The sequence below is a fragment of the Plectonema radiosum NIES-515 genome (assembly GCF_025753815.1).
Classification (GTDB): domain Bacteria; phylum Cyanobacteriota; class Cyanobacteriia; order Cyanobacteriales; family Nostocaceae; genus Hassallia; species Hassallia radiosum_A.
In genome coordinates this window covers 16,118-41,286 of record NZ_JAOWRF010000231.1, presented here as the reverse complement: position 1 = coordinate 41,286, position 25,169 = coordinate 16,118, and the positions used below count along the sequence as shown (strand labels likewise).

Annotated in this window: 16 protein-coding genes; 6 read left to right on the top strand and 10 right to left on the bottom strand. The window is 42.0% G+C overall.

Annotated features, from left to right (window positions below; genetic code table 11):
- Positions 1-42 precede the first annotated feature (42 nt).
- Positions 43-1,515, bottom strand: coding sequence for a polysaccharide deacetylase family protein (locus OGM63_RS15560; RefSeq protein WP_263746496.1), 1,473 nt, complete (start codon positions 1,513-1,515; stop codon positions 43-45).
- A gap of 534 nt (positions 1,516-2,049) precedes the next feature.
- On the opposite strand from OGM63_RS15560, the gene OGM63_RS15555 reads away from it, so the two are divergent.
- A complete protein-coding gene (locus tag OGM63_RS15555) occupies positions 2,050-2,640 on the top strand; it encodes a transposase (protein WP_263746495.1) in 591 nt (196 codons plus the stop codon).
- A gap of 279 nt (positions 2,641-2,919) precedes the next feature.
- Here the strand turns inward: OGM63_RS15555 and OGM63_RS15550 are convergent, their stop codons facing one another.
- From OGM63_RS15550 to OGM63_RS15540, 3 genes are all read right to left on the bottom strand, one after another.
- On the bottom strand, positions 2,920-3,813 hold the full coding sequence (locus tag OGM63_RS15550) for an SDR family NAD(P)-dependent oxidoreductase (protein WP_263746494.1): 894 nt from the start codon (positions 3,811-3,813) through the stop codon (positions 2,920-2,922).
- Between the two features lie 698 nt (positions 3,814-4,511).
- Positions 4,512-6,899 carry a PhoX family protein gene (locus tag OGM63_RS15545; protein WP_263746493.1) on the bottom strand — a complete coding sequence of 796 codons (2,388 nt, stop codon included), beginning with the start codon at positions 6,897-6,899 and terminating at the stop codon, positions 4,512-4,514.
- Between the two features lie 630 nt (positions 6,900-7,529).
- Positions 7,530-9,152 (bottom strand): cyclic peptide export ABC transporter, encoded by a 1,623-nt coding sequence (locus tag OGM63_RS15540; protein ID WP_263746492.1) that lies wholly within the window; start codon positions 9,150-9,152, stop codon positions 7,530-7,532.
- Positions 9,153-9,531: 379 nt separating this feature from the next.
- On the opposite strand from OGM63_RS15540, the gene OGM63_RS15535 reads away from it, so the two are divergent.
- The 3 genes from OGM63_RS15535 (at position 9,532) to hpnI (ending at position 14,292) form a co-directional block, all read left to right on the top strand.
- Positions 9,532-11,190 (top strand): B12-binding domain-containing radical SAM protein, encoded by a 1,659-nt coding sequence (locus OGM63_RS15535; RefSeq protein ID WP_263746491.1) that lies wholly within the window; start codon positions 9,532-9,534, stop codon positions 11,188-11,190.
- Between the two features lie 149 nt (positions 11,191-11,339).
- Complete coding sequence (hpnJ, locus tag OGM63_RS15530; RefSeq protein WP_263746490.1) at positions 11,340-12,809, top strand: hopanoid biosynthesis associated radical SAM protein HpnJ; 1,470 nt, start codon at positions 11,340-11,342, stop codon at positions 12,807-12,809.
- A gap of 289 nt (positions 12,810-13,098) precedes the next feature.
- Entirely contained in the window at positions 13,099-14,292 is a 1,194-nt protein-coding gene (gene hpnI / locus OGM63_RS15525) for a bacteriohopanetetrol glucosamine biosynthesis glycosyltransferase HpnI (protein ID WP_263746489.1), read from the top strand.
- A 364-nt stretch (positions 14,293-14,656) separates the two neighbouring features.
- On the opposite strand, the gene OGM63_RS29580 is transcribed toward hpnI, so the two are convergent.
- From OGM63_RS29580 to OGM63_RS15495, 6 genes are all read right to left on the bottom strand, one after another.
- On the bottom strand, positions 14,657-15,145 hold the full coding sequence (locus tag OGM63_RS29580; RefSeq protein WP_318528466.1) for a calcium-binding protein: 489 nt from the start codon (positions 15,143-15,145) through the stop codon (positions 14,657-14,659).
- A 666-nt stretch (positions 15,146-15,811) separates the two neighbouring features.
- Positions 15,812-16,285 (bottom strand): transposase, encoded by a 474-nt coding sequence (locus tag OGM63_RS15515; RefSeq protein WP_263746488.1) that lies wholly within the window; start codon positions 16,283-16,285, stop codon positions 15,812-15,814.
- Between the two features lie 54 nt (positions 16,286-16,339).
- On the bottom strand, positions 16,340-16,555 hold the full coding sequence (locus tag OGM63_RS15510) for a hypothetical protein (protein WP_263746487.1): 216 nt from the start codon (positions 16,553-16,555) through the stop codon (positions 16,340-16,342).
- A 1,158-nt stretch (positions 16,556-17,713) separates the two neighbouring features.
- Positions 17,714-18,433 carry a calcium-binding protein gene (locus OGM63_RS15505; RefSeq protein WP_318528465.1) on the bottom strand — a complete coding sequence of 240 codons (720 nt, stop codon included), beginning with the start codon at positions 18,431-18,433 and terminating at the stop codon, positions 17,714-17,716.
- Between the two features lie 1,240 nt (positions 18,434-19,673).
- Positions 19,674-20,348, bottom strand: coding sequence for a 5'-methylthioadenosine/S-adenosylhomocysteine nucleosidase family protein (locus OGM63_RS15500; RefSeq protein ID WP_263746485.1), 675 nt, complete (start codon positions 20,346-20,348; stop codon positions 19,674-19,676).
- 34 nt (positions 20,349-20,382) lie between these two features.
- Positions 20,383-20,982: an REP-associated tyrosine transposase gene (locus OGM63_RS15495; protein WP_263746484.1), complete on the bottom strand. Its 600-nt coding sequence runs from the start codon at positions 20,980-20,982 to the stop codon at positions 20,383-20,385.
- A gap of 348 nt (positions 20,983-21,330) precedes the next feature.
- On the opposite strand from OGM63_RS15495, the gene OGM63_RS15490 reads away from it, so the two are divergent.
- Entirely contained in the window at positions 21,331-24,021 is a 2,691-nt protein-coding gene (locus OGM63_RS15490; RefSeq protein WP_263746483.1) for an efflux RND transporter permease subunit, read from the top strand.
- A 69-nt stretch (positions 24,022-24,090) separates the two neighbouring features.
- Positions 24,091-25,095 carry a hopanoid-associated sugar epimerase gene (hpnA, locus tag OGM63_RS15485; RefSeq protein ID WP_263746482.1) on the top strand — a complete coding sequence of 335 codons (1,005 nt, stop codon included), beginning with the start codon at positions 24,091-24,093 and terminating at the stop codon, positions 25,093-25,095.
- The last annotated feature ends 74 nt before the right edge of the window (positions 25,096-25,169 follow it).

Sequence of the window (25,169 nt, the reverse complement as noted above, 5' to 3'; positions counted from 1 at the left end):
TGAAATCCTTTTACTTTTGATGAATTTCGTAGTTAGTGATAACTAATAAAGCGCTTCAGCGCTTACTACGATTAACTTTTCGCCACGTTGGTAAATTTCACGAGCATAATCAGTCCAAGCACCTTGTCCCCAATAACGAAAGCAACTTGTTTGCAACAATAAGTTATGTAGCAAGGCACTGCGGTAATGAGAATCTCTGGTCAGGCTGGAATCAACTTTTTGATGAAATAAACTGCTAAGTTGATTCATCGGACTGAGAACATTTTCATATCCATTTACCCAACTGATATGATTAGTCCAAGAAGCTCCATCCATGTGAAAATTTGAATTAATTTGCTTGATTTCTTCAATTGCTTTTTCTACTTCTCCCGGTTGAATATTCTCGGATGAAACTCGCTGCCAAATTTGATGTTGTCCTACTGGTTGACAAGTTGGATAATCTTCACTTTTGCAACCCGCTGCTTCTATTAATTCTAAATATTCTGTACCTGTGACACCAACAGTGCCTGTTTTTCCGATTTGATGCCAAGCTTGTTTAAAAGCGCTAGGAAATTCATTCATCATCACCCCACCATTTTCACCATCGCCGATTTGACTTACTATTGGGGGGATATTTACACCACCTAATTGTTGTTTAGATAATGTTTTAGCTTCGTAATAAGGTTGCATTTGAGCAACTAATTTAGTATCTGAACCTTGGGTTTTAATTAAAGCTGTGATACTAATTGTTTCCCCTTGGGAGTTGCGAGCAATTAGACGATGTGGTAAATGTTTGTGAGCCAGAGATTGACCGTCAAGAGTTTCTACAGAATGTTCTTGAACTAATAGCCAACGATAGCCGGATTCTTTCAGCGCTCTAACAAATTCAAAGAGAGTATCGGGGTGATTTGGTAAGTGCATTTCTGGAGGAGAAAATCCTTTAACTCGTGCTAATGCTTCCCAACCAAAAATCGCGGCAAAGTGATGTTGCCATGCTAAAATATGCAATTTAATATCTGGAATAGGTGTAGAAGGAACTACAGCATGGCTCCACATTGTACCGAGCCATTCTACATAAGGTTGATAGGTGCGATCGCATGTTATCCGCTTCAGGTTATTTAAAATATCCTCGCGTCCCATTTGTCGCAGTCCCCACAACAAATTGCCAGAATAATCTAGCATGATGCGAGGATTGCAACCTTGGCTTACAAGTTCGGGTATAAAATCCCCCATGCGACTGTAACAATACGCAAAAGGCGTCGCATTATGATTATCCCCAACGTTGGGATGTTCAAACATATGTTGCAGATTGCTGATGAATGCACCATCTTGTCCAGCGGGGATAGTTGGTTGATGCATGTGGAGTGCGATCGCAAAAGTTGCGGTTATATCTTCTAACCGTAGGTTTGTTGTTGGCAAAAATACAGGTGCATCGCGGTTTACCACATCAAGCACCTCTGTTTCCCAACCAGAAATATTAGGCAAACCATCAATGATTTCCGGCAAAGTCGTGAAGCTGATTGTTGGGGAAGGCATTTATGGTTAGCTCCGATACGAGATATATCTAAATATCTTGTATCTTGGGCTGTTTTTTTAACTCAACAGCTTATATCTTAATGAATCACTTGTAGAGACGTTCCACGGTCACGTCTTTATTTTTAATTGAATAATCCTAGCAATAATACCGAAGACATCACTGCCTGACAAAATTACGTTAGTCGTAGAGACGTTCTGGTAGAACGTCTTCAACACAAATCATCGTAGAGACGTTCTGGTAGAACGTCTTCAACACAAATCATCGTAGAGACGTTCTGGTAGAACGTCTTCAACACAAATCATCGAAGGAGACGTTCTGGTAGAACGTCTTCAACACAAATCATCGAAGGAGACGTTCTGGTAGAACGTCTTCAACACAAATCATCGAAGGAGACGTTCTGGTAGAACGTCTTCAACACAAATCATCGAAGGAGACGTTCTGCCAGAACGTCTTCAACACAAATCATCGAAGGAGACGTTCCGCCGGAACGTCTCTACCAATGTAACAATTGCGACAATTGGATTTTGTGATTTATGACCCTATATAAAAATAAATACCGTATTGAAACAGTGCGATGTTCAAAATGGGATTATACATCTGATGGCTATTATTTTATTACTATTTGCACCCAGAATCGACAATCTTTCTTTGGCAAAATAATTGATGGTGAGATGCAGTTATCCCAAATAGGAGAAATTATTGCTGAAGAATGGCAGAAAACATCACAAATTCGCTCTAATGTCCAATTAGATGCATGGGTAATAATGCCAAACCACATGCACGGTATTTTGATTATTAACAAACCCGTCGTAGAGACGTTCCCGCAGGTAGAGACGTTCCCCCAGGTAGAGACGTTCCACGGTCACGTCTCTACGAATAATGTGCGACGATTACAATCTAATTCTTTAGGTTCAATAATTGGTCAATTTAAATCGGTTTGTACCAAGCAAATTTGGATTGCTGGATTTACAGAATTTAAATGGCAAACTAGATTTCATGACTGTATTATTCGTGATGAAGAATCTCTCAACCGCATTAGGGAATATATTATTAATAACCCTGCAAAATGGGAATCTGACGAACATCATCCGGAAAATTTTCCTATCCAAAAACCGAACCACTAGTAGAGACGTTCCGATGGAACGTCTCTATCGCAAATGATCGTAAAGACGTTCCATGGTCACGTCTCTACCGATGTATCAGACGTTCCATGGTCACGTCTCTACCGATGTATCAGACGTTCCATGGTCACGTCTCTACCGATGTATCAGACGTTCCATGGTCACGTTTATACCGATGTATCAGACGTTCCATGGTCACGTCTCTACCGATATATCAGACGTTCCATGGTCACGTCTCTACCGATGTATCAGACGTTCCATGGTCACGTTTATACCGATATATCAGCCTTTACGTGCAGACGCAAAAGAAATTGTGTTTCTTGATAAAAAGCGATCGCTTGTCCACAAACTCAATCTCTGCATTAGTCCTAACCGTTTTTGATAAAGCTGATGTCTTCTGGGTACTTGCTGCGGTGGAGCTGCCATTTTTAAAATAAACTCTAGCAGCCAAGGTGCAAGACGTTGACACCAAACAGCCAAATGACTTTGCCAACCAACTATAATTTCTGGTGAATTTTTTGACAATCCGGCAACGAGTACTTGCGCTACTTCCTCAGGAGTCATGGGGATCACCCACCGAAATAATCGCATGTCACGCACCATGTCTGTGTCTGTCAGAGAAGGCAATAAGGCTTTTACGTCAATATTGTATTGCGCTAGTTCTTGGCGCAGTGCCTGGGTAAATCCTAAAATGGCAAATTTGGTGGCTGAATAAGTCGCCATCGTCGGTGCAGCAATTTTCCCCATCAAGCTGGAGACATTAATGATTGTACCTTGTCTGTGGCTTGCCATGCGTCGCGCTACCAAATGAGTTAGGGTGTAGGTTCCCAATAAATTCAGAGAAATTTCTTCTTGAACCTGCGGTAGTTTAGCTTGCAGAAATGAGTTTTGGTAAGCTATGCCGGCACAATTAACTAGTAAATGAATCGGACCATGATTGCGCCATACTTGAGCAACAGCAATATTTACAGCAGTCGGTTTGGTTAAGTCTATCGGTACGATTACCGCGCTGACACCCATTGTCTCAATTTCTGCGGCTACTTCAGCTAATTTGGCGCGATCGCGTGCCATGAGTATTAGCCGCTTCATGCCTTGTTGTGCTAATTGTAATGCGATCGCTCGCCCAATACCACGGGAAGCCCCTGTAACTAAGGCTACCTTATTTTGTATATTCATCGGTTTTTCATCTCCAAATTTTTGGTCTTACGGTGTTTCTTGTCAAGAAACAAAAATCAAAACTCCGAAGTTTCTCGACGGGTAAGACAAGAATCAATTCTTTATTGAAATATGAAAGTAACTAAGTTCTTAAAAACGAGATAAATTAGGCGCTAATTTGTTGTAATACCTCATAATTACCATTCAAGCCAGAATTTACTCGCTTTCATTCCTAAGGATGGATATAGCTCATAGGTTACGCTTCTCCTAAATACGAGCATTCACCAAAATTGTTTCACTCACACACCTTAACAACTAAATCAAGTAGCTGCAATATTTTTTAATAAGCATTTCTTAATACTTTTTTACAACCTGTATATATACAGAATGATTTGGGAGATAAGTTTTTATTAATACTTGCGGTCAATATCGCGATCCCCTGACAAGCAGTATAAAATTATTCGGCTACATCAAACTTTTCAAGGAAAAGAGTCATAATTCATACGTATATTAGATATAAAAAAGATATATAGACCAATACGCGGGCGTGTTAAGGATTTATGGTAATGATTTTAGACCTGTAGAGACGTGATCGGTCGCGTCTCTACACTCGTATTTGGGCTTAACACCAACTGTATTGATATATAGAGACAAAAAAGATAGGGGAAGCACGCGATCGCTTTTCCCCTATCGAAATTCAACCTAAAACAAACGACTAACTAAACAAAACGACTACCGCTCGACTCTTTGCGTCGAATCCCAATCACTCCTGGACGCGGTGATCCCTGAGGATTGCCCTCAAGATTACTGGGCCAGTTACTGCCACGGGGTACACTGCGTCTTTGGGTGAACAGAGTGCCATCCAAGTTCAACATCTCAATATCTCGGCTGAGAATTTGCTGAGGGGTGAAGGGAGCAGTTTCACCGGGATGCTGCACAGAAATAATTAGTGTATTCCCAACGAAAGTAGGTCCGGTCATCTCACAGCGTGGTGGTCCATAAGCAAAAGGTACAATTTCCCCAGCATCGGGACCAATAGTAGGAATGTAGAACAGCCAGTTATTGCCAAAAACCCCAACTAGGCTAGAAGTCTCAACATTGATATTAGGGTCAATCTGACTGGGGGAGTTAGCACCTACTACCCTATGGTCTATTTGTAATGGAGTGCCGGCAGCACCTATATTAAAGCCATTGTGGGAGCCAGTGGACATATCAGTGACGCCCCAAATGTTACCCTGACCATCGAAGGCAAGATTATCTACATTGGCAAAGCCACTTCCAGGTTCTGCCCCCGCTTCTCCACCTTTAGCAAATCGCTCCCAACGGAAGGTTGTACCTGTACTATCAGCGCTATCTTCGGTAATCTTAAAAAGTTCCCCTGAAGGCTGTCCGGCATTGACATCAGAACTATACTTGGAAACTACAAAGATTCTCGAATCAGGATATCCATCACTTCCCGGTGCACCATCTGTGTAAGCGATAAATACTTCTCTGGGATTTCTGGGATTGATTTCAATATCTTCAGGACGAGCTGTAGGAGTTGCACCGATGAGATTGGCTGCCAAGAAAGCATCAACTAGCATCGCACCTTGACTAGTGTAGAAATCTGACAGTTTCTTACCTTCATAGGCAGGCAGAATAGAGGCTTCAGTAGTCGTCAGAACGCTGACAGATACACTATTTTCTGAAGGTCTGAAAAGCCGAATTGGGGTATTACCATTTCTGGTAGCTCTACCTAATGCGGCAATTTCTACCGAAGCAAGCACCGACGGCAAAATCGGATTGGTGGGAGTATCTAATTCTAAGGGAATCCATTCACCCGTACCGTCAGCACTGTAACGAGCGACATACAGAGTACCATCTTCAAATAAGCGGCTGTTCCTTTTATCTGTAGGATTGGTGACTCTACCAGAACTGACAAACTTCCAAGTATGACCACCGCGTCGGTCATCACCCATGTAGCTAACTAATCGTTTTCTAGGTTCCACACGCAAGGCAATATTTTCATGGCGGTAGCGACCCAAAGCAGTGTGTTTGCGAGGGCGGAAATTCAGGTTATCTGGATCGATTTCCACTATCCAGCCGTATTTTTCGCCAACCAAGCCAAATGCAGCTCCTGTGGTGCCTGAGGTGTAACGTGTCTGAGTGCCGTTGTCGTTGACAGGTTCCGTCACCCCAACGAAAAAGGCTGTACTGCCTTGGAAGTTCTCCTCAGCAGATAAGACGGTTCCCCAAGGAGTTGTGCCACCAGAACAGTTGTATCCGGTGCCGATAATTTTGTTACCCAATCCGTCAGAACTGAGAGGAAAAACTTCACTTGCAGCAGGTCCAGTGCCAATTAGATAATTATCGTCTCCTTTCTGGTAGCTCTTGGAACCCCAGGAGGTGACGTTTTTATAAGCATCAGAGCGATCGCTGTTGATCCCTAAACCGGAAAGTCCGTGGATGCGTCGGTTCTTGGGGTCACGCACAACAGCAAAGCGTCCACTGGGGTTTCGGCGATAAATCCGCACGATAGAACCGCCTATGTTATACATAAATTCACCCAAGACTTCGATATTAGTTCTGTCTTCTGGTAAATTTTGTCCAATAACTAGGGAGTAAGCTGTGGGGAATCCGGCTAAATCACTGGGGGTTTCGGGTGCAACAAATAAAAATGGGTAGGAGACGTATTCGTGATTGTTCCAAAGATAGCCGTCATTGAGGCTTCTACCATTAATGGGAATAAAGCTGGTGTAGTCGCTGTTGTAGCCAAAGTAATCTTCTTGGTTGGGAAAGACGCGATCGCCCCAACTCACAATTAAGTACCGTTCATATTCCGGTGGTACTACAACATCATCAAGTACGGTGTAGCTACTTAACCGTGCATCGGCAGACGCTTCTAATACCTCTCCTTGCTCAATTCCTGTTGGTAAGTAGCTCTTTTGCTGTGTGTAAATCGGTAAAGGATGAGGTAAACGCACCGGCGTAAATCTCAACGGTTTAACCGCATTCGCAATGCCAAAATTGCTGCCAAACGGTTCTTTCCCAAAAGCAGGAGCTAGCACAGCTGCACCAGCACTCGCTCCAAAAAAAGCCAGTAGCTGCCTTCGTGTAAATTTAGACATGGAATTGCCTCTTAATCGGAATAGATAGAATCATTAGCCTAAAAACCATTTTTGCTATCAATAATGTCAATTTTTACTAGCAGATATACTGCCAGATATGGTAATTAATCTGCATTTAAAAAACAAATATACAGGAGCAAGATTAAGGATAGTTTATGTTCCTTGAATACTTTATTCGACTTTTAAATATATCATCTCTAAACATATTCTCTAACTTACTCACTAGGAAAATACCTAATTTTTACCATTACTTATCTAATCGTTAATGTATTGTTAATCTGATATGCAATTGAAAAATAGAACAGCTAAATAGAAATCAAGAGCGATGCATAATAGACATCGACCGCTATGTTTATTATGCGTTGCCCAAAACCTTTGTAGAGACGTTGCATGTGCTACGTCTCTACGTCTTTTATGGAGATGCATAATATAGGGATGAAATTTTCTGATTCTGCATCTGCTCGAATTAACCAGATAATTATATTTACAACAGCCTATAACTCTAATCAAATACATGTAGAAAGACGTAGCACTTGGTAGTCTCTACAAGGATTTGGGTTTTATATATGTACTTCATTTACGTGAAATCTGCTGTATCTCGGAACAACCCCTAAATTAGCCTGGGAATTCTCAACACGGCTTATCGTACTCTACCTTACCGTAGTCGAGTTTGATGATTCGGTCTCCTAGATGAAAATAGCGATCGTCGTGGCTAATTACTAATACTGTTTTGCCTCTATCCCGCAAATTTTGTAACAGTTGGGTGTAAAATATATCTTTGAAAACTGGGTCTTGGTCGGCTGCCCATTCATCAAACAGATAAATGGGTCGATCTTCCAAGTATGCTGTGAGCAAAGCTAGTCTTTTACGCTGTCCTTGAGAAAGATTTGTGGTAGAAAGTTTGCCATTTTCAATTTTAACTTTGTGATCGAGTTGCAATAACTTCAAATATTCTTGCGCTTGAATATCGAGGTGAATATTTTCTAACCCTAAAAGGGTGTCGAATAAATAAAAGTCAGAGAACACGACAGAAAAATGTTGCCGATACCACTCTCGATTCTGTTCGTTAATTAACTCTTTATCTAAAACAACTTCGCCGGATTCTGGGATGTAAAGTCCGGTGATGAGTTTGGCTAAAGTCGATTTACCGCTACCATTACCACCAACAATAAACACTAATTCTTGCGGATAAAATGTCAGATTAATTGGACCGAGAATAAAGTTGCTGTCTTCGGTGTCTGTGCGGAAAGTGTGGGTAACATCCACAATTTGTAAGTTGTGCCAATCAGATTTAATTGCAGGTGGAACTGTTGACATTTCCGCTTGATTATTCAACAATAAACCAAGAGATTCTATCTTTTGTAAAGCAATGCTGGCTTTGCTTAATAAAGGCAGGTTGTTGATGATATTTTCCATTGGCAACATCAAATATGTGAAAGTCAAGATGTAGCCAGATAGTGTTTGCGGACTGATGGGAAAAAGATTGGGAAGCGCAAACAGGATAAAACCTATTGAGAAAAAAAACAGCAGTCTCCCCCAACTCGAAGTTGTGGCAAAAAAAGTCAAACCGCGAATATTATGGTTACGAAATGTGGTAGCTGTTGATTCGAGTTGTTGGGTAAGAAAGACTTGACGCCGATTATAGTGCAATTTGAGTTCTTTGATTCCTTGGGTGATGGTTCCCAAATGTAAAAAAAGCAAATCTTGATCGTCACGCGCTAGACTAAGAAAATGTCTCCCTCTTTGTAACAACCACTGACAACTAGCGATCGCTAAAATTGAAAATACCACTACCATCAGCAATACTTGCCACGAAAGCCAAGTTATGTATAGCAAGCAACCTAAAACTATGGCAATATCAACGCAGAAAAAAGGAAGCTTCTGAACAGCATTGGCAACTGCTTGAACATCCTCGGTGAGGGTTGCTAATAATCGGGGATTTCCTAACTTTTCTAGATGATTCAACTCAGATGCCAGAAGTTGACGACTCAAACTCATCCGTAATTGTAAAACGGCATTTTCAGATAAGCGAATCAGCATTATTTGGGAAATGATACTGGTAGTTAAAGCAACCGTTGCCAGTCCAACGAAACCCCAGGCGATCGCACTGAGGCGTGATGTGGCATCATTACTAGTAGCACGGCTAATTAAGGCAATCAGGCTAGCACTGCTACCTCCGCTCAGTAAACCGGTGCTGATGGCGATCGCTACCATTCCCCAAGAAGAACGCAGAAGGAAGGAAATCAAATTCATCTCGATTATTTGCCAATTTATTTCGCTAACGAACCACCAAGGCAGCAATAAGTTATTTTAGTTTGTTATATAAAAATGCATCTATCTAAAGTTATATTAATTTGTCTTTATTTACCCAACGTTAATAAATGTTACCTTGATTGGTTCTATATTGTCGGAAAGGGGTAATAGAGTGCAAATTGAATACAGCAAGTGGGAAGTTGCTAAGTACTATAATGTAATGATTAGTAGCTTTTTTCAACGCAGAGGAGCGCTAAGGTTAGCGCACTCGTTTCGCAGAGTTTTCTTTCAGATTTTCGTGATGAATTTATGCTGCCGTTGTATTAAGATTGCCTAAGCATCAACGTCTCCAATCCCAAATCTCAAATCTAAAATTGGTATGACTGTTAATCTTAAATATGAAGAAAAGCCAATTTCTCTAGGGGAATTGTCATCCGCTGCTAATAAAAGAACTTCTTACGTTCCTTTGCATCATCGAAATATCCTCTGTATATTTCCTAAGTACAGCCGCTCTTTTGGTACTTTTCATCATGCTTACCCGCTGATGGGTAATGTTAAGGCTTTTATGCCACCCCAAGGTATTTTGATTGTGGCTTCTTATTTACCCGAAAAGTGGAATGTGCGCTTTATTGATGAGAATATCAATGAAGCTAACAAGAGTGATTATCGGTGGGCAGATGTGGTGATTGTCAGTGGAATGCACATCCAGCGACCACATATTAATAAAATTAATGAACTTGCCCATCAAGAAGGCAAAATCACAGTTGTGGGGGGACCTTCGGTTTCTGGTTGTCCAGAATATTATCCGGATTTTGACATTTTGCATCTGGGTGAATTGGGGGATGCAAGCGATCGCATGATTTCATATCTCGACCAAAAGAGCGATCGCCCAAATGAGCAAATTCGTTTTGAAACTAAGGAACGTTTGCCTCTGAGCGAGTTTCCTACCCCAGCTTATCATTTGCTGAATCTCAATGATTATTTTTTAGCAAATGTTCAATTTTCTAGTGGTTGTCCTTATCGCTGCGAGTTTTGTGATATTCCAGAACTGTATGGAAGCAATCCCCGGATGAAAACTCCAGAACAAGTGATCGCCGAATTGGATACGATGTTGGAATCTGGGAATCCGGGATCGGTGTATTTTGTCGATGATAACTTTGTAGGCGATCGCCGCGCCGCGATGAAGTTATTACCACATCTGATAGACTGGCAAAAGCGCAATGGCTATCCGCTGCAATTTGCTTGTGAAGCCACACTGAATTTGGCTCAAAGTCCCAAGCTTTTAGAAATGATGCGCGAAGCTTATTTTTGCACAGTTTTCTGTGGAATTGAAACGCCAGAAACTGACGCTCTGCAAGCTATTTCTAAAACGCATAATTTGAGTATGCCGATTTTGTCAGCCGTGAAAGTTTTAAATAGTTATGGGATGGAAGTTGTATCCGGCATCATCATCGGCTTTGATACAGATACACCAGAAACCGCAGACAAAATTATCGAATTTATTCGGATTTCCCAAATTCCTGTATTGACAATTAATCTGCTTCATGCATTACCAAAAACACCTTTATGGCGCAGGTTAGAACAAGAAGAAAGACTCGTTTTTGATGAAAATAGGGAATCGAATATCGAGTATTTAATGCCTTACGAACAAGTGATGGAAATGTGGCAACGTTGCATTTCCACAGCATATGAACCGGAATTTTTATATGAACGGTTTGCCTATAATATGGTGCATACCTACCCCAATCGTATCAAAGTTCCTAACAGCCCCGCTCGCACTTCTTGGGCAAATATCCGCAAAGGTTTAACTTATTTCACCAATATTTTGTTGCGAGTAGGTGTCTTTGGTAACTATCGTTCAACATTTTGGAAGATGGCAAAACCAGCATTGAAATCAGGTAACATAGAAGACCTGATTCACGTTGGATTAGTCGGACATCATCTCATTAAATTTGCCCAAGAGTGTACCAGAGGTGAAGAATCTGCCTCATTTTATTCTCAGAAATTACGTAAACCTCAACCAGCAAATCTGGTATAGTTTCTTGATAATATTCCTCACAAAGACTCAGCGTCACTTTGTCTTGAAAAGTTGTTCATGGGGGTAACGAACATGACCACACTTTTCGCTGCGTTTACCTCCGCTCACGAGTGCGTTTAAAAAATAGTTTGAAAAAAGGAGAGATATTAGTGAAAAAAACTCTATTCCTCAGTCCTCCCTCATTCGATGGGTTTGACGGTGGTGCAGGTTCCCGATACCAAGCCAAGCGAGAAATTACCTCCTTTTGGTATCCTACATGGCTAGCGCAACCTGCTGCCCTCGTACCGGGTAGCAAGCTTGTAGATGCTCCCCCACACAGTCAAACTGTCGAAGATGTGCTGAAAATTGCCCTAGATTACGAGTTAATTATCATGCACACCAGCACCCCTTCCCTGGCTAATGATGTGAAGTGTGCTGAGGCAATTAAAGCGCAAAACCCAGATGCACAAATTGGCTTGATTGGAGCACACGTAGCAGTGTTACCAGAACCAACACTACGGGAAAATCCAATTATCGACTTTGTGTGTCGGCACGAATTTGACTACACCTGTAAAGAACTGGCAGAAGGTAATTCTTGGGAGCAAATAAAGGGTCTCAGCTACCGCGACAATAACGGTAATATACTACACAACGAAGACCGCTCATTGATTCACGATTGGGATTCTATGCCCAGTGTATTGCCGATTTACGCACGGGATTTGGATATTACAAAATATTTTATCGGTTATCTGCTCCATCCCTACATCTCATTTTACACTGGGCGCGGCTGTCCGGCGAAATGCACATTTTGCCTTTGGCCTCAGACGATTGGTGGTCATTTGTATCGCACTAAAAGCCCGGAAGCAGTTGGACGGGAGATGGATGAAGCCAAAGCTATATTTGGCGATCGCGTGCGGGAATACATGTTTGATGACGATACATTCACAATTGACAAACAACGAGCGATCGCTATCAGCGAACACATGAAGCGACTCAAGCTCACTTGGAGTTGCAACGCCCGCGCCAACTTAGATTATGATACTCTCAAACAACTGCGTGACAACGGCTTGCGTCTACTATTAGTCGGATTTGAATCCGGCAATCAGCAAATATTAGACGGCATTAAGAAAGGCATTAAGCTGGAAGTAGCCCGGAAGTTTATGGAAAATTGCCGTAAACTCGGCATCACCGTACACGGTACATTTATCATTGGTTTGCCCAACGAAAATCAGCAAACAATTGAAGAAACGATTCGCTTTGCTTGCGATATTAGTCCCCATACAATTCAAGTTTCCATAGCTGCTCCTTATCCTGGCACAGAACTTTATCAGCAAGCGCAGGAAAATAATTGGTTTAGCGACACTTCCTTAGTTGCTAATTCAGGGATTCAAATGTCAACACTGCAATATCCAAACCTTGCCGGTGCGGAAATTGAAGATGCTGTTGAACGGATGTATCGTCGCTTTTATTTTCGTCCTCAAGCCATCATCCCGATTGTCGGTGAAATGCTGACTGATCCTCAAATGTTAATACGTCGTCTGCGTGAGGGACGTGAGTTTTTCTCTTATTTAAGAGATCGTCGCAGTCAAGGAACAGCGAAAACGCAATCAATTGTGCCAAGGACTGAAGTCCCTGGCTAATAGCTAAAGTCGTCTTTAGACGACTGAATAGGGGTTTGAGTCCACAAAGCGTGGAATGTGCGCTATTAGCCTTAGTGCCAAGGACTGAAGTCCCTGGCTAATAGCTAAAGTCGTCTTTAGACGACTGAATAGGGGTTTGAGTCCACAAAGCGTGGAATGTGCGCTATTAGCCTTAGAATTCATTCTAAGGCGGTTGTTGGGATTGGTGCAAGATGTCGGATAAATCTGACTGTAATTATTTAGACGGAATGTGCGCTAATGTGCAGAAGTCTAAAATCCCAAATACAAAATGGTATCAGATTATTTGGTTGCGATCGCCTTGGGAATCAACTTGCTATTGCTCATTCTGTGCCTTGCGGGAATTTCCTATTACTGCTATGGGATTTATGCGGCAATTCAGTTTTTTTCCCATCGAACTATCGTTGATCCCGATTTCCATCCACCTATTACTATTCTCAAGCCGATTTGCGGTCTTGATATCGAGACTTACGAAAACTTTGCCTCGTTCTGTCAACAAGATTACCCGGAGTACCAAATCGTCTTTGGTGTGCGGGATGGGAATGACCAAAGTGTGCAAGTTGTCAAGAAAATTATTGAAGATTTCCCAGAAGTTGATATTAGTCTCGTTATAAGCGATCGCACAATTGGCACTAATTTAAAAGTTAGTAATTTAGCTAACGCTGAGGTTGAAGCTAAGTATTCGCTGTTGTTGCTTGCAGATAGCGATGTTCGCGTTGGACGAGATTATTTGCAAAGAGTCATCCAGCCGATGGGCGATTCTGGGGTGGGTGTTGTAACGTGTTTATATCGTCCCTTTGTTCGCGGTTGGGTGGCTATTCTGGAAGCTGTGGGGATATCGACTGAGTACCATGCTAGTGTTTTAGTCGCTAGGTCGCTCGAAGGAATGAACTTTGCCCTCGGTCCAACGATCGCTATTCGTAAAAGTGTCTTAGAAGCGATTGGGGGATTTGTCGCCATAGCCGATTATCTAGCGGATGATTTTCAACTTGGCTATTTACCTACACAAGTTGGTTATAAAGTAGTCCTTTCTGATTATATTATTGATCATGCGATCGCTACAGAAAATTTGCTTGATTTAATTCATCGTCAGACACGCTGGAATTGCTGCACGCGAGTTTCTCGACCTTGGGGTTATTTGGGGTTAATTTTTACCCAGGGTACAGTCATGAGTTTATTATTCTTGATTGCTACAGGTGGGTCAAATTTAGGTTGGGCGATCGCGCTTTTAACTTTAAGCGTCAGATTAATTATGGCATGGTTCGTTGGAGTCAAGGGTCTCAAAGATCCAGTCGCAAGCAAATTTTTGTGGTTGGTGCCTTTACGCGATTTTATCACCTTTGGGATTTGGTGTAATGGCTTTTTTGGTAGCACAATTGAATGGCGAGGACGACGATTGAAGTTAACTCAAGATGGAAAGCTAGTAGCGATCGCTCTGACGACAGAAGAAGTTGTGCCAAATTGACTTCTTACCTCTGTTCAAACCAGGGAATTTGCTCACATCTTGCAGTCGAATAAGGAATTGGTGGTAAAAATTGTATCCATGTAGAGACGTAGCATTGCTACGTCTCTAAGAGGATTTGAGGCTTAACACCAACGGTATTGTGTTATCAGTTAGGGCTAGCCTTTTCAACGTGAGCATATGTACTATCCAATTTTTTACCGCATTTCAAGCATCGGCTGCAATTGAAGAAAGAGATTATGGATTGAACTCCAAATTTTTGGACTGTAAATTAAGCGATCGCAATCGCCAAAATACCGAAATTGGGTGAAAAACATTATTTATTTCATAGTACAAATGTTCACCTTGAAAGGGCTAAAGTTAGGACTTAAAGGATTTGGAACGATTGGGATGTCAGGGTTGGACTACCACTTAGATTAGCAATCAGCTGTTGTCCAGCACTACCATTACCATCAACATCAAAGAACAAATTACCGTTGTTATAGATAAACCGTTGACTGGCATTTGTTGCAGAACTACCCAGAACGAACCGAGAAGCTGAAAGTGTACCTGCCGTTAGACCACCACCAAAACCACCAGCCAAAAACACGAGCTTATCGCCAAGAGTAAAATCAGTGATGGTATCTATACCTTCGTTCCCACGACTTAAGAACTGGAACTGATCGTTGCCAGCACCACCTGTTAAGGTATCGTTGCCAGCACCACCTCTTAAGGTATCGTTGCCAGCACCACCTAGTAAGATATCGTTGCCAGCATTACCTGCTAAGAAATCGTCGCCACCACTACCTGCTAAGTAATCGTCGCCAGCACCACCTGCTAAGATATCGTTGCCAGAACCACCTATGTAGTTAGCCATATACTTTGATTTTCCTTCGGTTGATTTCATATGTGTCTAGAGCTAAATCCAAGGCAAAGGGATCTAAATTCTGTAATCCATGCCCCCAAGGGTTTCAAATTTTACTCATCAAAATGAACAATGCTTGAAACATTTACCCAGTAAGCATTATCAAAATAAGATGCATTTGACCTAGATTTAACTCTAGACATAATGATTTAGAGTTCTATAGATTAAATAGCTTTAGAACAGTATAAATTAAATCATTAGATTCTCCATGCTAAAGGTTTTCTAGAACACATTATATGAAGTTTTCGTGAACCTATCCCACTAATAAAATCCTTGGAATCCATATATATATGGATAGTCGCGAGGTCAATGAAAAAATCAAAATATACTTTTTGACGTTCCCATCGACACGATTACGACGATACTTACCAATGTCGGGTAAAAGGGGTTGATGGTCAGGGGTAAAGTCAGGTTGAAAAAACTTTTCCCCACATGCTATAAAGCCCCTATCTTAATTGTGGACACATCTAAAGGAAGATTTTACCAGACACTTATGCTGATACATTTCCATTGGCTGGAGTTGTACAATAGACCTCTCAAAAGAAAGAATGTAGAGACGCGATACCCAAGCGTCTCTTGGGGTTTGGGTAACGCATAGTTCATTTTCAAATAGGTTGTCTAATTAGCCAACGGCATTCCGTTCCCATCGATTCGTGTATGAATTAAAACATTTTTACCCTTTTTACCTAAGTAATATCCTCGCCTCCTCCTTTCCCAGGGGGAAAAAGAGCCGTCTACAGCCCCAAAATCCCAATTTATCAAGTTTTTCTCATCGGCGATCGCCAATATACGTGCTTTTAAATGTTCAAATGTTCCATCTGAACGCCACCGCTTTAACCATCGGTGAGATGAGCTTTTAGATGCCCATATATCTCCCTTTGGTAAATCACACCATCGACACCCTGTAACCAGGATGTACATTAGGCTATTTAATACATAACGATACGCAGTATGAGGCATTCCTTTTCCACGCTTAGATGGCTCTTCAGGGAATACATCATCAAAAAGCTTCCATTCCAGGTCACTTAGTCCTTCAAAACGCCCAGCCATCAATACTAGATACACCTTTCTTTTACAAAAATAGATTACCATTTCTTGGTATTAGTGGGATAAATTCTTTGATTACTAATAACAAGGTGTAGTCTGCTAGAATTTTTTTCCAACAAAGAGAAATGTTGTAACTTTTTCTAATACTTTTAATCCTCCCAGGGAACCTCTAATTAAACGAGTTGCGGCAATAAATTGACGAATCATGGTAATAGCTAAAGACAAAGGTTGAAGGGAACCATCAGAATTGATTGCTGATGTAAAATTAGGTATATCGTGCTTAGAGTCATCGCTGACAACTCCCAGCATTGCCACTTCTACACCTGCTTGCTGAAAAAATTCTATTTTCTTTAGCCGAACAAATTACGCGATCGCAACTCAACCCCTTCACCAAAGAAACCTTTTCTTGAAGATGTGCGTAAAGTTCTGCTGTGAAAGTCTGTATTACATTTTGTTTCGAGGTTAAACCGCGATACACAGCCTTATACTCTGCTCCTTGAGGAACAATAATGATAGCAAATGTTGATTAATCAAACATAGGTTTTCGTAGTGAGCGCTGTACTCGCGAATGGCACTACTCATAGTCATCCCAACCATTATCATAGGGGTTGCAGGAAATATGGACGACAATGGCTAGGCGATTGTCGTCCATATTCCAATACGCTTGGAGAAGAAGGATTTTTGGTATTGATTTCGGCATGTAGAGACGCGAAATTTCGCGTCTCTACAGAGAATTTCGCGTCTCTACAGAGAATTTCGCGTCTCTACAGAGAATTTCGCGTCTCTACAGAGAATTTCGCGTCTCTACAGAAATTTCGCGTCTCTACAGAAATTTCGCGTCTCTACAGAGAATTTCGCGTCTCTACAGAGAATTTCGCGTCTCTACAGAAATTTCGCGTCTCTACAGAGGATTTCGCGTCTCTACAGAGGATTTCGGGCTTAACTGAACGGTATTAGTCCATATTCTTGTAAATACCAATGAACACTTCCCAAACCTGCCATAACTGCTTGCATACCCATCCCATCCGAGGGGAGTCTTATCGCAATAGACGTCTCCAGAAATTAATTATGCGTTGCCCGAAACCCTTGTAGAGACGTAGCATTGCTACGTCTCTACGTATGACTCCGGAGATGTCTAATGGGATAAAACTATGACTGCGGTCATTGTGGCTGGAAAGGGGACGCCCCAGGGCAAACGCAGCGAATGTCATTAAACAATTAGAGGCAACTGTAAACTGTAGAAAGCGGTTCACAATACCTTAGCTGCAATCTTTCCGCGCTATTCGATTCTAGGGCAACTGACAATACGGTTCGGTTAAGAATATTTGTGAACCCAGAACCCTTGTAGAGACGTTGCACTTGCTAGTCTCTACATACGTTAACCGAACCATATTGGGGCAACTGAGGCGCCCACACTCAGTTGGTATTCCGACGAGTGTGTGGTAGTTTACCCGCTTTGAGGACAAGTAGTCGTTAAGCAATGATACGGATGTCGTTGGATGTCAGATTTGGACTACCACTTAGAGTAGCAATCAGCTGTTGTCCACCAGCACTACCATTACCATCAACATCAAAGAACAAATTACCGTTGTTATAGATAAACCGTTGACTGGTATTTGTTGCAGAACTACCCAGAACGAACCGAGAAGCTGGAAGTGTACCTTGCGCTAGACCACCACCAAAACCAGAGGCAGAAAACTCGAGCTTATCAATGCCAGGAGTAAAATCAGTGATGGTATCTACAGCACCTTGCACACGCTGGGAGAACTGGAACCGATCGCTGCCAGGACCACCAGTTAAGGTATCGTTGCCACCACCATCACCCCCATAGAGGATGTCGTCGCCAAAACCCCCAGAGAGGGTGTCGTTGCCAAAACCCGCATAGAGTTGGTCGTTGCCATTACCCCCAGAGAGGATGTCGGTGCCATCACCCCCTAAGAGGATGTCGTTGCCATCACCCCCATTGAGGGTGTCGTTGCCAGCACCCCCATCGAGGGTGTCGTTGCCATTATCCCCATAGAGGATGTCGTTGCCCAAACCCCCATTGAGGATGTCGTTGCCATCACCCCCATAGAGGGTGTCGTTGCCAGCAAGCCCATTGAGGGTGTCGTTGCCAGCAAGCCCATAGATGCTGTCGTCGTTAATAGTCCCATTGAGGGTTTCGCTATTAGCGGTACCGATGATTGTAGCCATGTACTTTGATTTTCCTTTTGTTGATTTCATATGTGTCTAGAGCTAAATCCAAGGCAAAGGGATCTAAATTCTGTAATTCATGCCCCCAAGGGTTTCAAATTTTACTCATCAAAATGAACAATGCTTGAAACATTTACCCAGTAAGCATTATCAAAATAAGATGCATTTGACCTAGATTTAACTCTAGACATAATGATTTAGAGTTCTATAGATTAAATAGCTTTAGAACAGTATCAATTAAATCATTATATTTTTCATGCTAAAGGTTTTTTAGAACACGTTATATGAAATTTTTGTGAACCTATCCCACTAATAAAATCCTTGGAATCCATATATATATGGATAGTCGCGGGGTCAATGAAGGAATCAAAATATACTTTTTGTCCCATCAACAGGACTACGACGATACTTAGGTTGAACACAGCGCAAAACAACGTTCTTGTTGTCACCTTGGACCAATTCTATGTGAGGCTGCACATTACCTCAGGCTGGAAGCCTGGGGCTACACAAACAAAGCAGGCACACGCAGGCTAAATTATAGCGGTTTGCAATTGAATCCAATACACTCTGACCTCTCCCCAACCCCTCTCCTATGAGGAGAGGGGCTTTTCCCCCTTAAGAGTGCTCTTAAGGGGGTTTTGCAATTGAATCCAATAGACATCTCCGAAAATGAATGTAGAGACGTAGCACTGCTACGTCTCTACAATGGTTTCGGGCAACGCATAATTAATTTCTGGAGATGTCCAATACACTCTGACCTCTCCCCAACCCCTCTCCTATGAGGAGAGGGGCTTTTCCCCCTTCCCTCCAAGGGAAGGGGGTAGGGGGTTAGGTCTGTATTTCACTCAAATGAGAACCGCTATATATGCATCTTCATATAAAATCGGTATTCGACTATTTCATACATGACGATACGCAGCATGAGGCATTCCTTTTCCACGTTTAGATGGCTCTTCAGGGAATACATCATCAAAAAGCTTCCATTCCAGGTCACTTAGTCTTTCAAAACGCCTAGTCATCAATAAATAAGTAGGAGAACTAAATTAAACTTCAGATCGTAGTAAGGACTTTAGTCCTTAGAATGCTTTCCCAGAGCGATAAATCGCTCACTACGAACTCATATTTTATTTTATATTTAATTATGTCCACCTACTTACACCTTTCTTTTCCCGAAATAAATTACCATTTCTTGGTATTAGTGGGATAAATTCTTTGATTACTAATAACAAGGTGTAGTCTGCTATATTTTTTCTCCAGCAAAGAGAAATGTTGTAACTTCTTCTAATACTTTTAAACCTGCCAGGGAACCTCTAATTAAACGAGTTGCGGCAATAGGTTGACGAATCATGGTGATAGCTAAAGGCAAAGGTTGAAGGGAACCATCAGAATTGATTGCTGATGTTAAATCAGGTATATCGTGCTTAGAGTCATCGCTGACGACTCGCAGCATTGCCACTTGTACACCTGCTTGCTGAAAAAACTCTAAAGCTGCAAAGCCTTCCATATCAACAACATCAGCTTTGGATATTTCCCCTAAATGCAGCTTTTCTTTAGCCGAACAAACTACGCGATCGCAACTTAACCCCTTCACCAAAGAAACCTGATCTTGAAGATGTGCGTAAAGTTCTGCTGTGAAAGAGCGATCGCACTGTTGCACCTTCGTTTCATATACACATTCATCGTACAAAACAATATCCCCGACTTGAAAGCGATCGCGCAAGCTGCCACATAAACCCATCACCAGAACTTTTGTTTGGGGCTTCCACTTATCTTGACAACTTCGCAAATATCTGCTTACAGCCTGACCACCCACAGGAATCGGTATTACATTTTGTTTCGAGGTTAAACCGCGACACACAGCTTTATACTCTGCTCCCTGAGGAACCACAATTATCGGAAATGTTGATTCAAACATACATTTTCGTAGTGAGCGCTTCAGCGCTCAATCACTACTCATACTCATCCCAACCATTATCATCATCTTGCAGCGAATATTCAACCCAACAATCACGCAGCCATTGCCGTCCATACTCTTGTAAATACCAATGAACACTGCTATGAACCCAATCGTAAGGAGATTGTGCCCAACCATGTTTAACACAGTTGTAATGAATATAGTTGAGACTATTATAATAGTGCCTTTGGGAGCGAATAGCGCGATCGCTATACCGATACCAAACTTTTCTCTGACGTAGATTTTCCTCAAGATTCCATTGACGAGAAGTCGCACCATGAATTGAGCGAAATAAATTACCCAAAACATCAAAATTAACAATGTGTACTAAAAGATGATAATGATTAGGCAAAATAACCCAAGCAAGGATTTCGACATCGTTGGGAATAAATTTCTCAAATAGCATATCTAGTAGTTGCTGGCGCCGAGATTCCGAGTGAAGATGACACTTGTGTTCGTAGCAAGCTGCTGTTAACAGATAAAATGGTCGATCTCGCACCGTATGTGGTGGTGAATGAGGTGGATAACCACGACTTAAGCGTTGTTTAACTAATTCTGCTTTTTCTTCTGCTGTTAGTTTACGATATTCGTACATGAACCGTAGTGAGCGCTGTACTCGCTCAAATGAATAATGGTGCTTTATACTAGTGTTCCCAAAAAAGCGGTGTAAGAAAGCACTGAAATTAACGTAGCGATCGCTTCAGCGCTCAAATAAACTTAAGTCCTGTTATACTAGTGTTCCCAAAAGCGGTGTAATGAAAGCACTGAAATTAACGTAGCGAGAGCTTCAGCGCTCAAATAAACTTAAGTCCTGTTATAGTAGTGTTCCCAAAAACGGTGTAAGAAAGCACTCTTCGTGCTTACTACGGGAAGAAAGAATTCGCATTCCTGAGATGATTAATGTACGATCACTAATAATTCGTCCGCATGATGATTTTGCCAGATGGGACTCAATAACTCGAAATCCGCACGAGAGCGCTTTAATATTTCCAAGTTAGCGATTCAATTTTCGTGGGTGACGCTCTCGTTTTGGATTGCGGTGACGGTAGCTGGACTTTTGGCTTTCAGTTCTCTCAAATATGCTTTGTTTCCTGATGTTACCTTTCCGGTGGTTGTGGTGAATGCCTCTGCACCGTTAACTACGGCTGTGGATACGGAAGCAAAGTTAACTCAACCTGTGGAAATGCGCTTACGTGAGCTTCCCGGACTTGATGATGTGCGCTCTTCGTCGTATCCTGGTCAAAGTGTGGTGAGTTTGTCTTTTGCTGTTGGGACGAATTTGGAAAAATCGACTCGTGAAGTCGAAACTAGACTGAAGCAGGTAAGTCTGATTGAGGGAGCAAGTTATAAAGTTATTCCTTTAAATTTGAATGAGTCGGCAGCGATTAGTTATGCTGTTGAAAGTGATTCGCGCAATTTAACGGATTTAGCTAAACTGACTAAAGAGCAGATTGTGAGTGCGATCGCTCTTATTCCAGGAGTCCTAAAAGTCTCTTTGTTAGGCGCACCTGTCGATGTTACTTCCGAAGCATCTATACCCACACTTGGAGCAACATTAGTTAGGTTTAATGGTAAGGATGCTTTAGCATTTCAAGTCATCAAACGCGGTAATGCCAACACTTTAGAAGTTGTCAGTCGGGTAGAAAAAGAAGTTCAAAAACTGCAATCTACCCTGAAAGATGTCAAACTGACCTTAGCAGCCACCCAAGCAGAGTATATCCGCAATGCTACCCAATCTACAATAGATGCGTTAATTGAAGCGATCGCTCTTTCGGTAGTTGTCATATTTCCCTTTTTATGGAATTGGCAAGCTACTTTCATTTCTGCATTAGCGATTCCCATCTCTATGTTGGGAACGTTTATTGTCATGGCTTTGTTTGGCTTCAATTTAGAAACGATTACCCTGCTCGCTTTAGCTTTGGTAATTGGTAGTATAGTTGATGATGCGATCGTGGATGTAGAAAACATCATGCGACACATCCAAGATGGCGAAAGTCCTCGTCGAGCAGCACTTTTAGCGACAAATGAAATTGGTTTGACTGTCACCGCTGCCACCTTTACAGCAGTAGCAGTTTTTCTCCCCATAGGTTTGATGGGTGGCACCATCGGTCAATTTTTCAAGCCTTTTGGAATCACTGTTTCCGCAGCCATGCTGACTTCTTTGTTAGTAGCGCGGACTTTATCCCCAGTTCTCGCTCTTTACTGGCTAAAACCGACTTCTTCGCGTCCCCCTCGTCAAACCAGCAACATCGGCGCAAGCTTTAACCGATTGTACCACGATTTACTCGGCTGGTCTTTAAATCATCGCCGGATTGTTATGGGTTTAGCTGCACTCAGCTTGATTGCAGGGATTGCGTTGATTCCGTTGATTCCTAAAGGATTTATTCCCAAACTAGATCGCGGCGAGTTTAATATTGTTTATACTGCTCCTTTGCCGAATATATCAGAATTAGAAAAGCAAGGAAACGCACTCTTAGGAAGCTTGTTAGGTGGAGAACAATCCCCACTCCCTACTCCCTACTCCCCACTTCCCAGTTTTAATCCTTTAAATGATTCTCTCGAAGTTGCTAAGAAACTAGAAGAAGTAGTCAGAAAATCCCCAGCAGTGGAAACGGTATTTACTACCGTCGGTTCTCGCGGAGGTGAGCCGAATAAAGGTACACTTTATATCAAACTAAAAGATAAGCGCACAATTACCACTTTAGAATTGCAAGAGCAGTTCCGTACCTCTTTGCCAAATCTTGTCGGTGTCACTACCAGCGTGGAAGATATTCAATTTGTCGATAGCGGTGGTCAAAAACCGCTACAAGTCGCATTGCAAGGTAATGACTTGAAAGCTTTGAATACAGCCGCAAAAGCGATCAAAGACAAGATAGTGAAAATACCAGGATTTGCTGATGTGACGGTAACAGGTGAAACAAATCCCCAGGATACAATCTTTCAAATTGAGCGTTTAAATAATCAGCGGGTAACTTATATCAGTGCGAATTTGGGTAAAGAATTATCTTTGGGTGATGCAACCGATAAATTAGTTGCGATCGCTTCATCGGTGATTCCCCCAGATGTTACTTTAGATTTGGGAGGAGATTCTGCCAGCCTAAACACAGTTATTAGCAGTTTCGGCACTACTTTAGCAATGTCTGCCTTGTGCATTATCGCGGTACTGATTTGGCTGTTTAAAGGCTGGGTTGATCCGTTGGTAATTGGCGTTTCTTTGCCTTTAGCAATTGTGGGTGCTTTATTGGCATTACTGATAACTAAAAGCGATTTTGGGATGATTTCGCTAATCGGCTTTGTCTTTTTACTGGGAATAAGCAATAAAAATGCCATTCTGATTGTAGATTATATTAACCAATTGCGCGACACCGGTTTAAACCGCACAGCAGCGATTCTCAAAGCAGGACCCGTGCGCCTGCGACCAATCATGATGACCACTGCGGCAACGATTTTAGGAATGGTACCCATCGCTTTAGGATTGGGTGCAGGTTCCGAATTGCGATCGCCGATGGCTGTTGCGATCGCTGGTGGGTTAATTAGTTCTACTGTATTAAGTTTGATTGTTGTCCCGGTGCTTTACACACTGATGGATGATTTGTTTCCCCGCAAAAAATCTTACCTCACGCAAAGGCGCTAAGGCGCAAAGAAGAAGAATATAAAATTTATAGAACTATCTGCGTTCATCTGCGTTCATCTGCGGTTAAAAATGCAAAATCTCAATTCAAAAAGTGTTTTTGTTACAGGTGGTACGGGTTTTGTCGGTGCTAATTTGGTGCGGTTGCTGTTACAAGAGGGATACTCTGTGAAAGCTTTGGTGCGTCCGAACAGCAATTTGGGAAATCTTCAAGGACTGGATGTGGAAGTTGTCAAAGGTGATTTAAACGACTTGAATTTATGGCAGCAAATGCAAGGTTGTCAGTATCTTTTTCATGTCGCTGCTCATTATTCACTTTGGCAAAAAGATCGCGAAGCACTATATCACAATAATGTATTAGGGACGCGCAATGTTTTAGCAGCAGCGCAGAAAGCAGGTATTGAGCGTACAGTTTATACTAGTTCCGTGGCAGCGATCGGTGCGGGAAAATTCGATCGAGTTGTTGATGAAACTTATCAAAGTCCTGTTGAGGAACTTGTTGGGGACTATAAGAAGTCTAAGTTCTTGGCTGAACAAGAAGCAATGCAAGCAGCTAGTAGAGGTCAGGAGGTGGTTGTAGTCAATCCTAGCAGTCCCATTGGACCATTGGATATTAAACCAACGCCAACAGGAGATATTATCCTGCGGTTTTTACGGCGTCAAATGCCAGCATATTTAAATACAGGTTTAAATTTTATTGATGTGCGCGATGTAGCATGGGGACACTTACTCGCATTGCAAAAAGGAAAATCAGGCGATCGCTATATTTTAGGACATCAAAACCTCACCTTAAAAGAACTACTTGATGAACTAGAATTAATCACAGGTTTAAGCGCACCTCAACGCACTGTACCAGCTTGGCTACCTTTAAGTGTCGCTTGGATTGATGAAAAAATTCTCGCACCTTTAGGTAAACAACCGAACGTTCCCCTCGATGGCGTCCGCATGGCGAAGCAACGCATGTACTACAATGCATCAAAGGCAGTACGAGAATTAAACTTACCTCAATCATCTTTGAATACCGCACTCAAAGATGCTGTAAACTGGTTTGTCTCTCACAGATACGTGAATTTATAGAAGCTCGTAGTAAGCACGAAGAGTGCTTTTAAGCGCTGAAGCGCTTACTACGGTATATTTTTATCCGAGGAGTG

Coding starts and splice junctions, on each gene's coding strand:
- OGM63_RS15560 (WP_263746496.1), bottom strand. CDS start 1,515: ATGCCTTCCCCAACAATCAGCTTCACGACTTTGCCGGAAATCATTGAT.
- OGM63_RS15555 (WP_263746495.1), top strand. CDS start 2,050: ATGACCCTATATAAAAATAAATACCGTATTGAAACAGTGCGATGTTCA.
- OGM63_RS15550 (WP_263746494.1), bottom strand. CDS start 3,813: ATGAATATACAAAATAAGGTAGCCTTAGTTACAGGGGCTTCCCGTGGT.
- OGM63_RS15545 (WP_263746493.1), bottom strand. CDS start 6,899: ATGTCTAAATTTACACGAAGGCAGCTACTGGCTTTTTTTGGAGCGAGT.
- OGM63_RS15540 (WP_263746492.1), bottom strand. CDS start 9,152: ATGAATTTGATTTCCTTCCTTCTGCGTTCTTCTTGGGGAATGGTAGCG.
- OGM63_RS15535 (WP_263746491.1), top strand. CDS start 9,532: ATGACTGTTAATCTTAAATATGAAGAAAAGCCAATTTCTCTAGGGGAA.
- hpnI (WP_263746489.1), top strand. CDS start 13,099: ATGGTATCAGATTATTTGGTTGCGATCGCCTTGGGAATCAACTTGCTA.
- OGM63_RS29580 (WP_318528466.1), bottom strand. CDS start 15,145: ATGGCTAACTACATAGGTGGTTCTGGCAACGATATCTTAGCAGGTGGT.
- OGM63_RS15515 (WP_263746488.1), bottom strand. CDS start 16,285: ATGGTAATCTATTTTTGTAAAAGAAAGGTGTATCTAGTATTGATGGCT.
- OGM63_RS15505 (WP_318528465.1), bottom strand. CDS start 18,433: ATGGCTACAATCATCGGTACCGCTAATAGCGAAACCCTCAATGGGACT.
- OGM63_RS15500 (WP_263746485.1), bottom strand. CDS start 20,348: ATGTTTGAATCAACATTTCCGATAATTGTGGTTCCTCAGGGAGCAGAG.
- OGM63_RS15495 (WP_263746484.1), bottom strand. CDS start 20,982: ATGTACGAATATCGTAAACTAACAGCAGAAGAAAAAGCAGAATTAGTT.
- OGM63_RS15490 (WP_263746483.1), top strand. CDS start 21,331: ATGGGACTCAATAACTCGAAATCCGCACGAGAGCGCTTTAATATTTCC.
- hpnA (WP_263746482.1), top strand. CDS start 24,091: ATGCAAAATCTCAATTCAAAAAGTGTTTTTGTTACAGGTGGTACGGGT.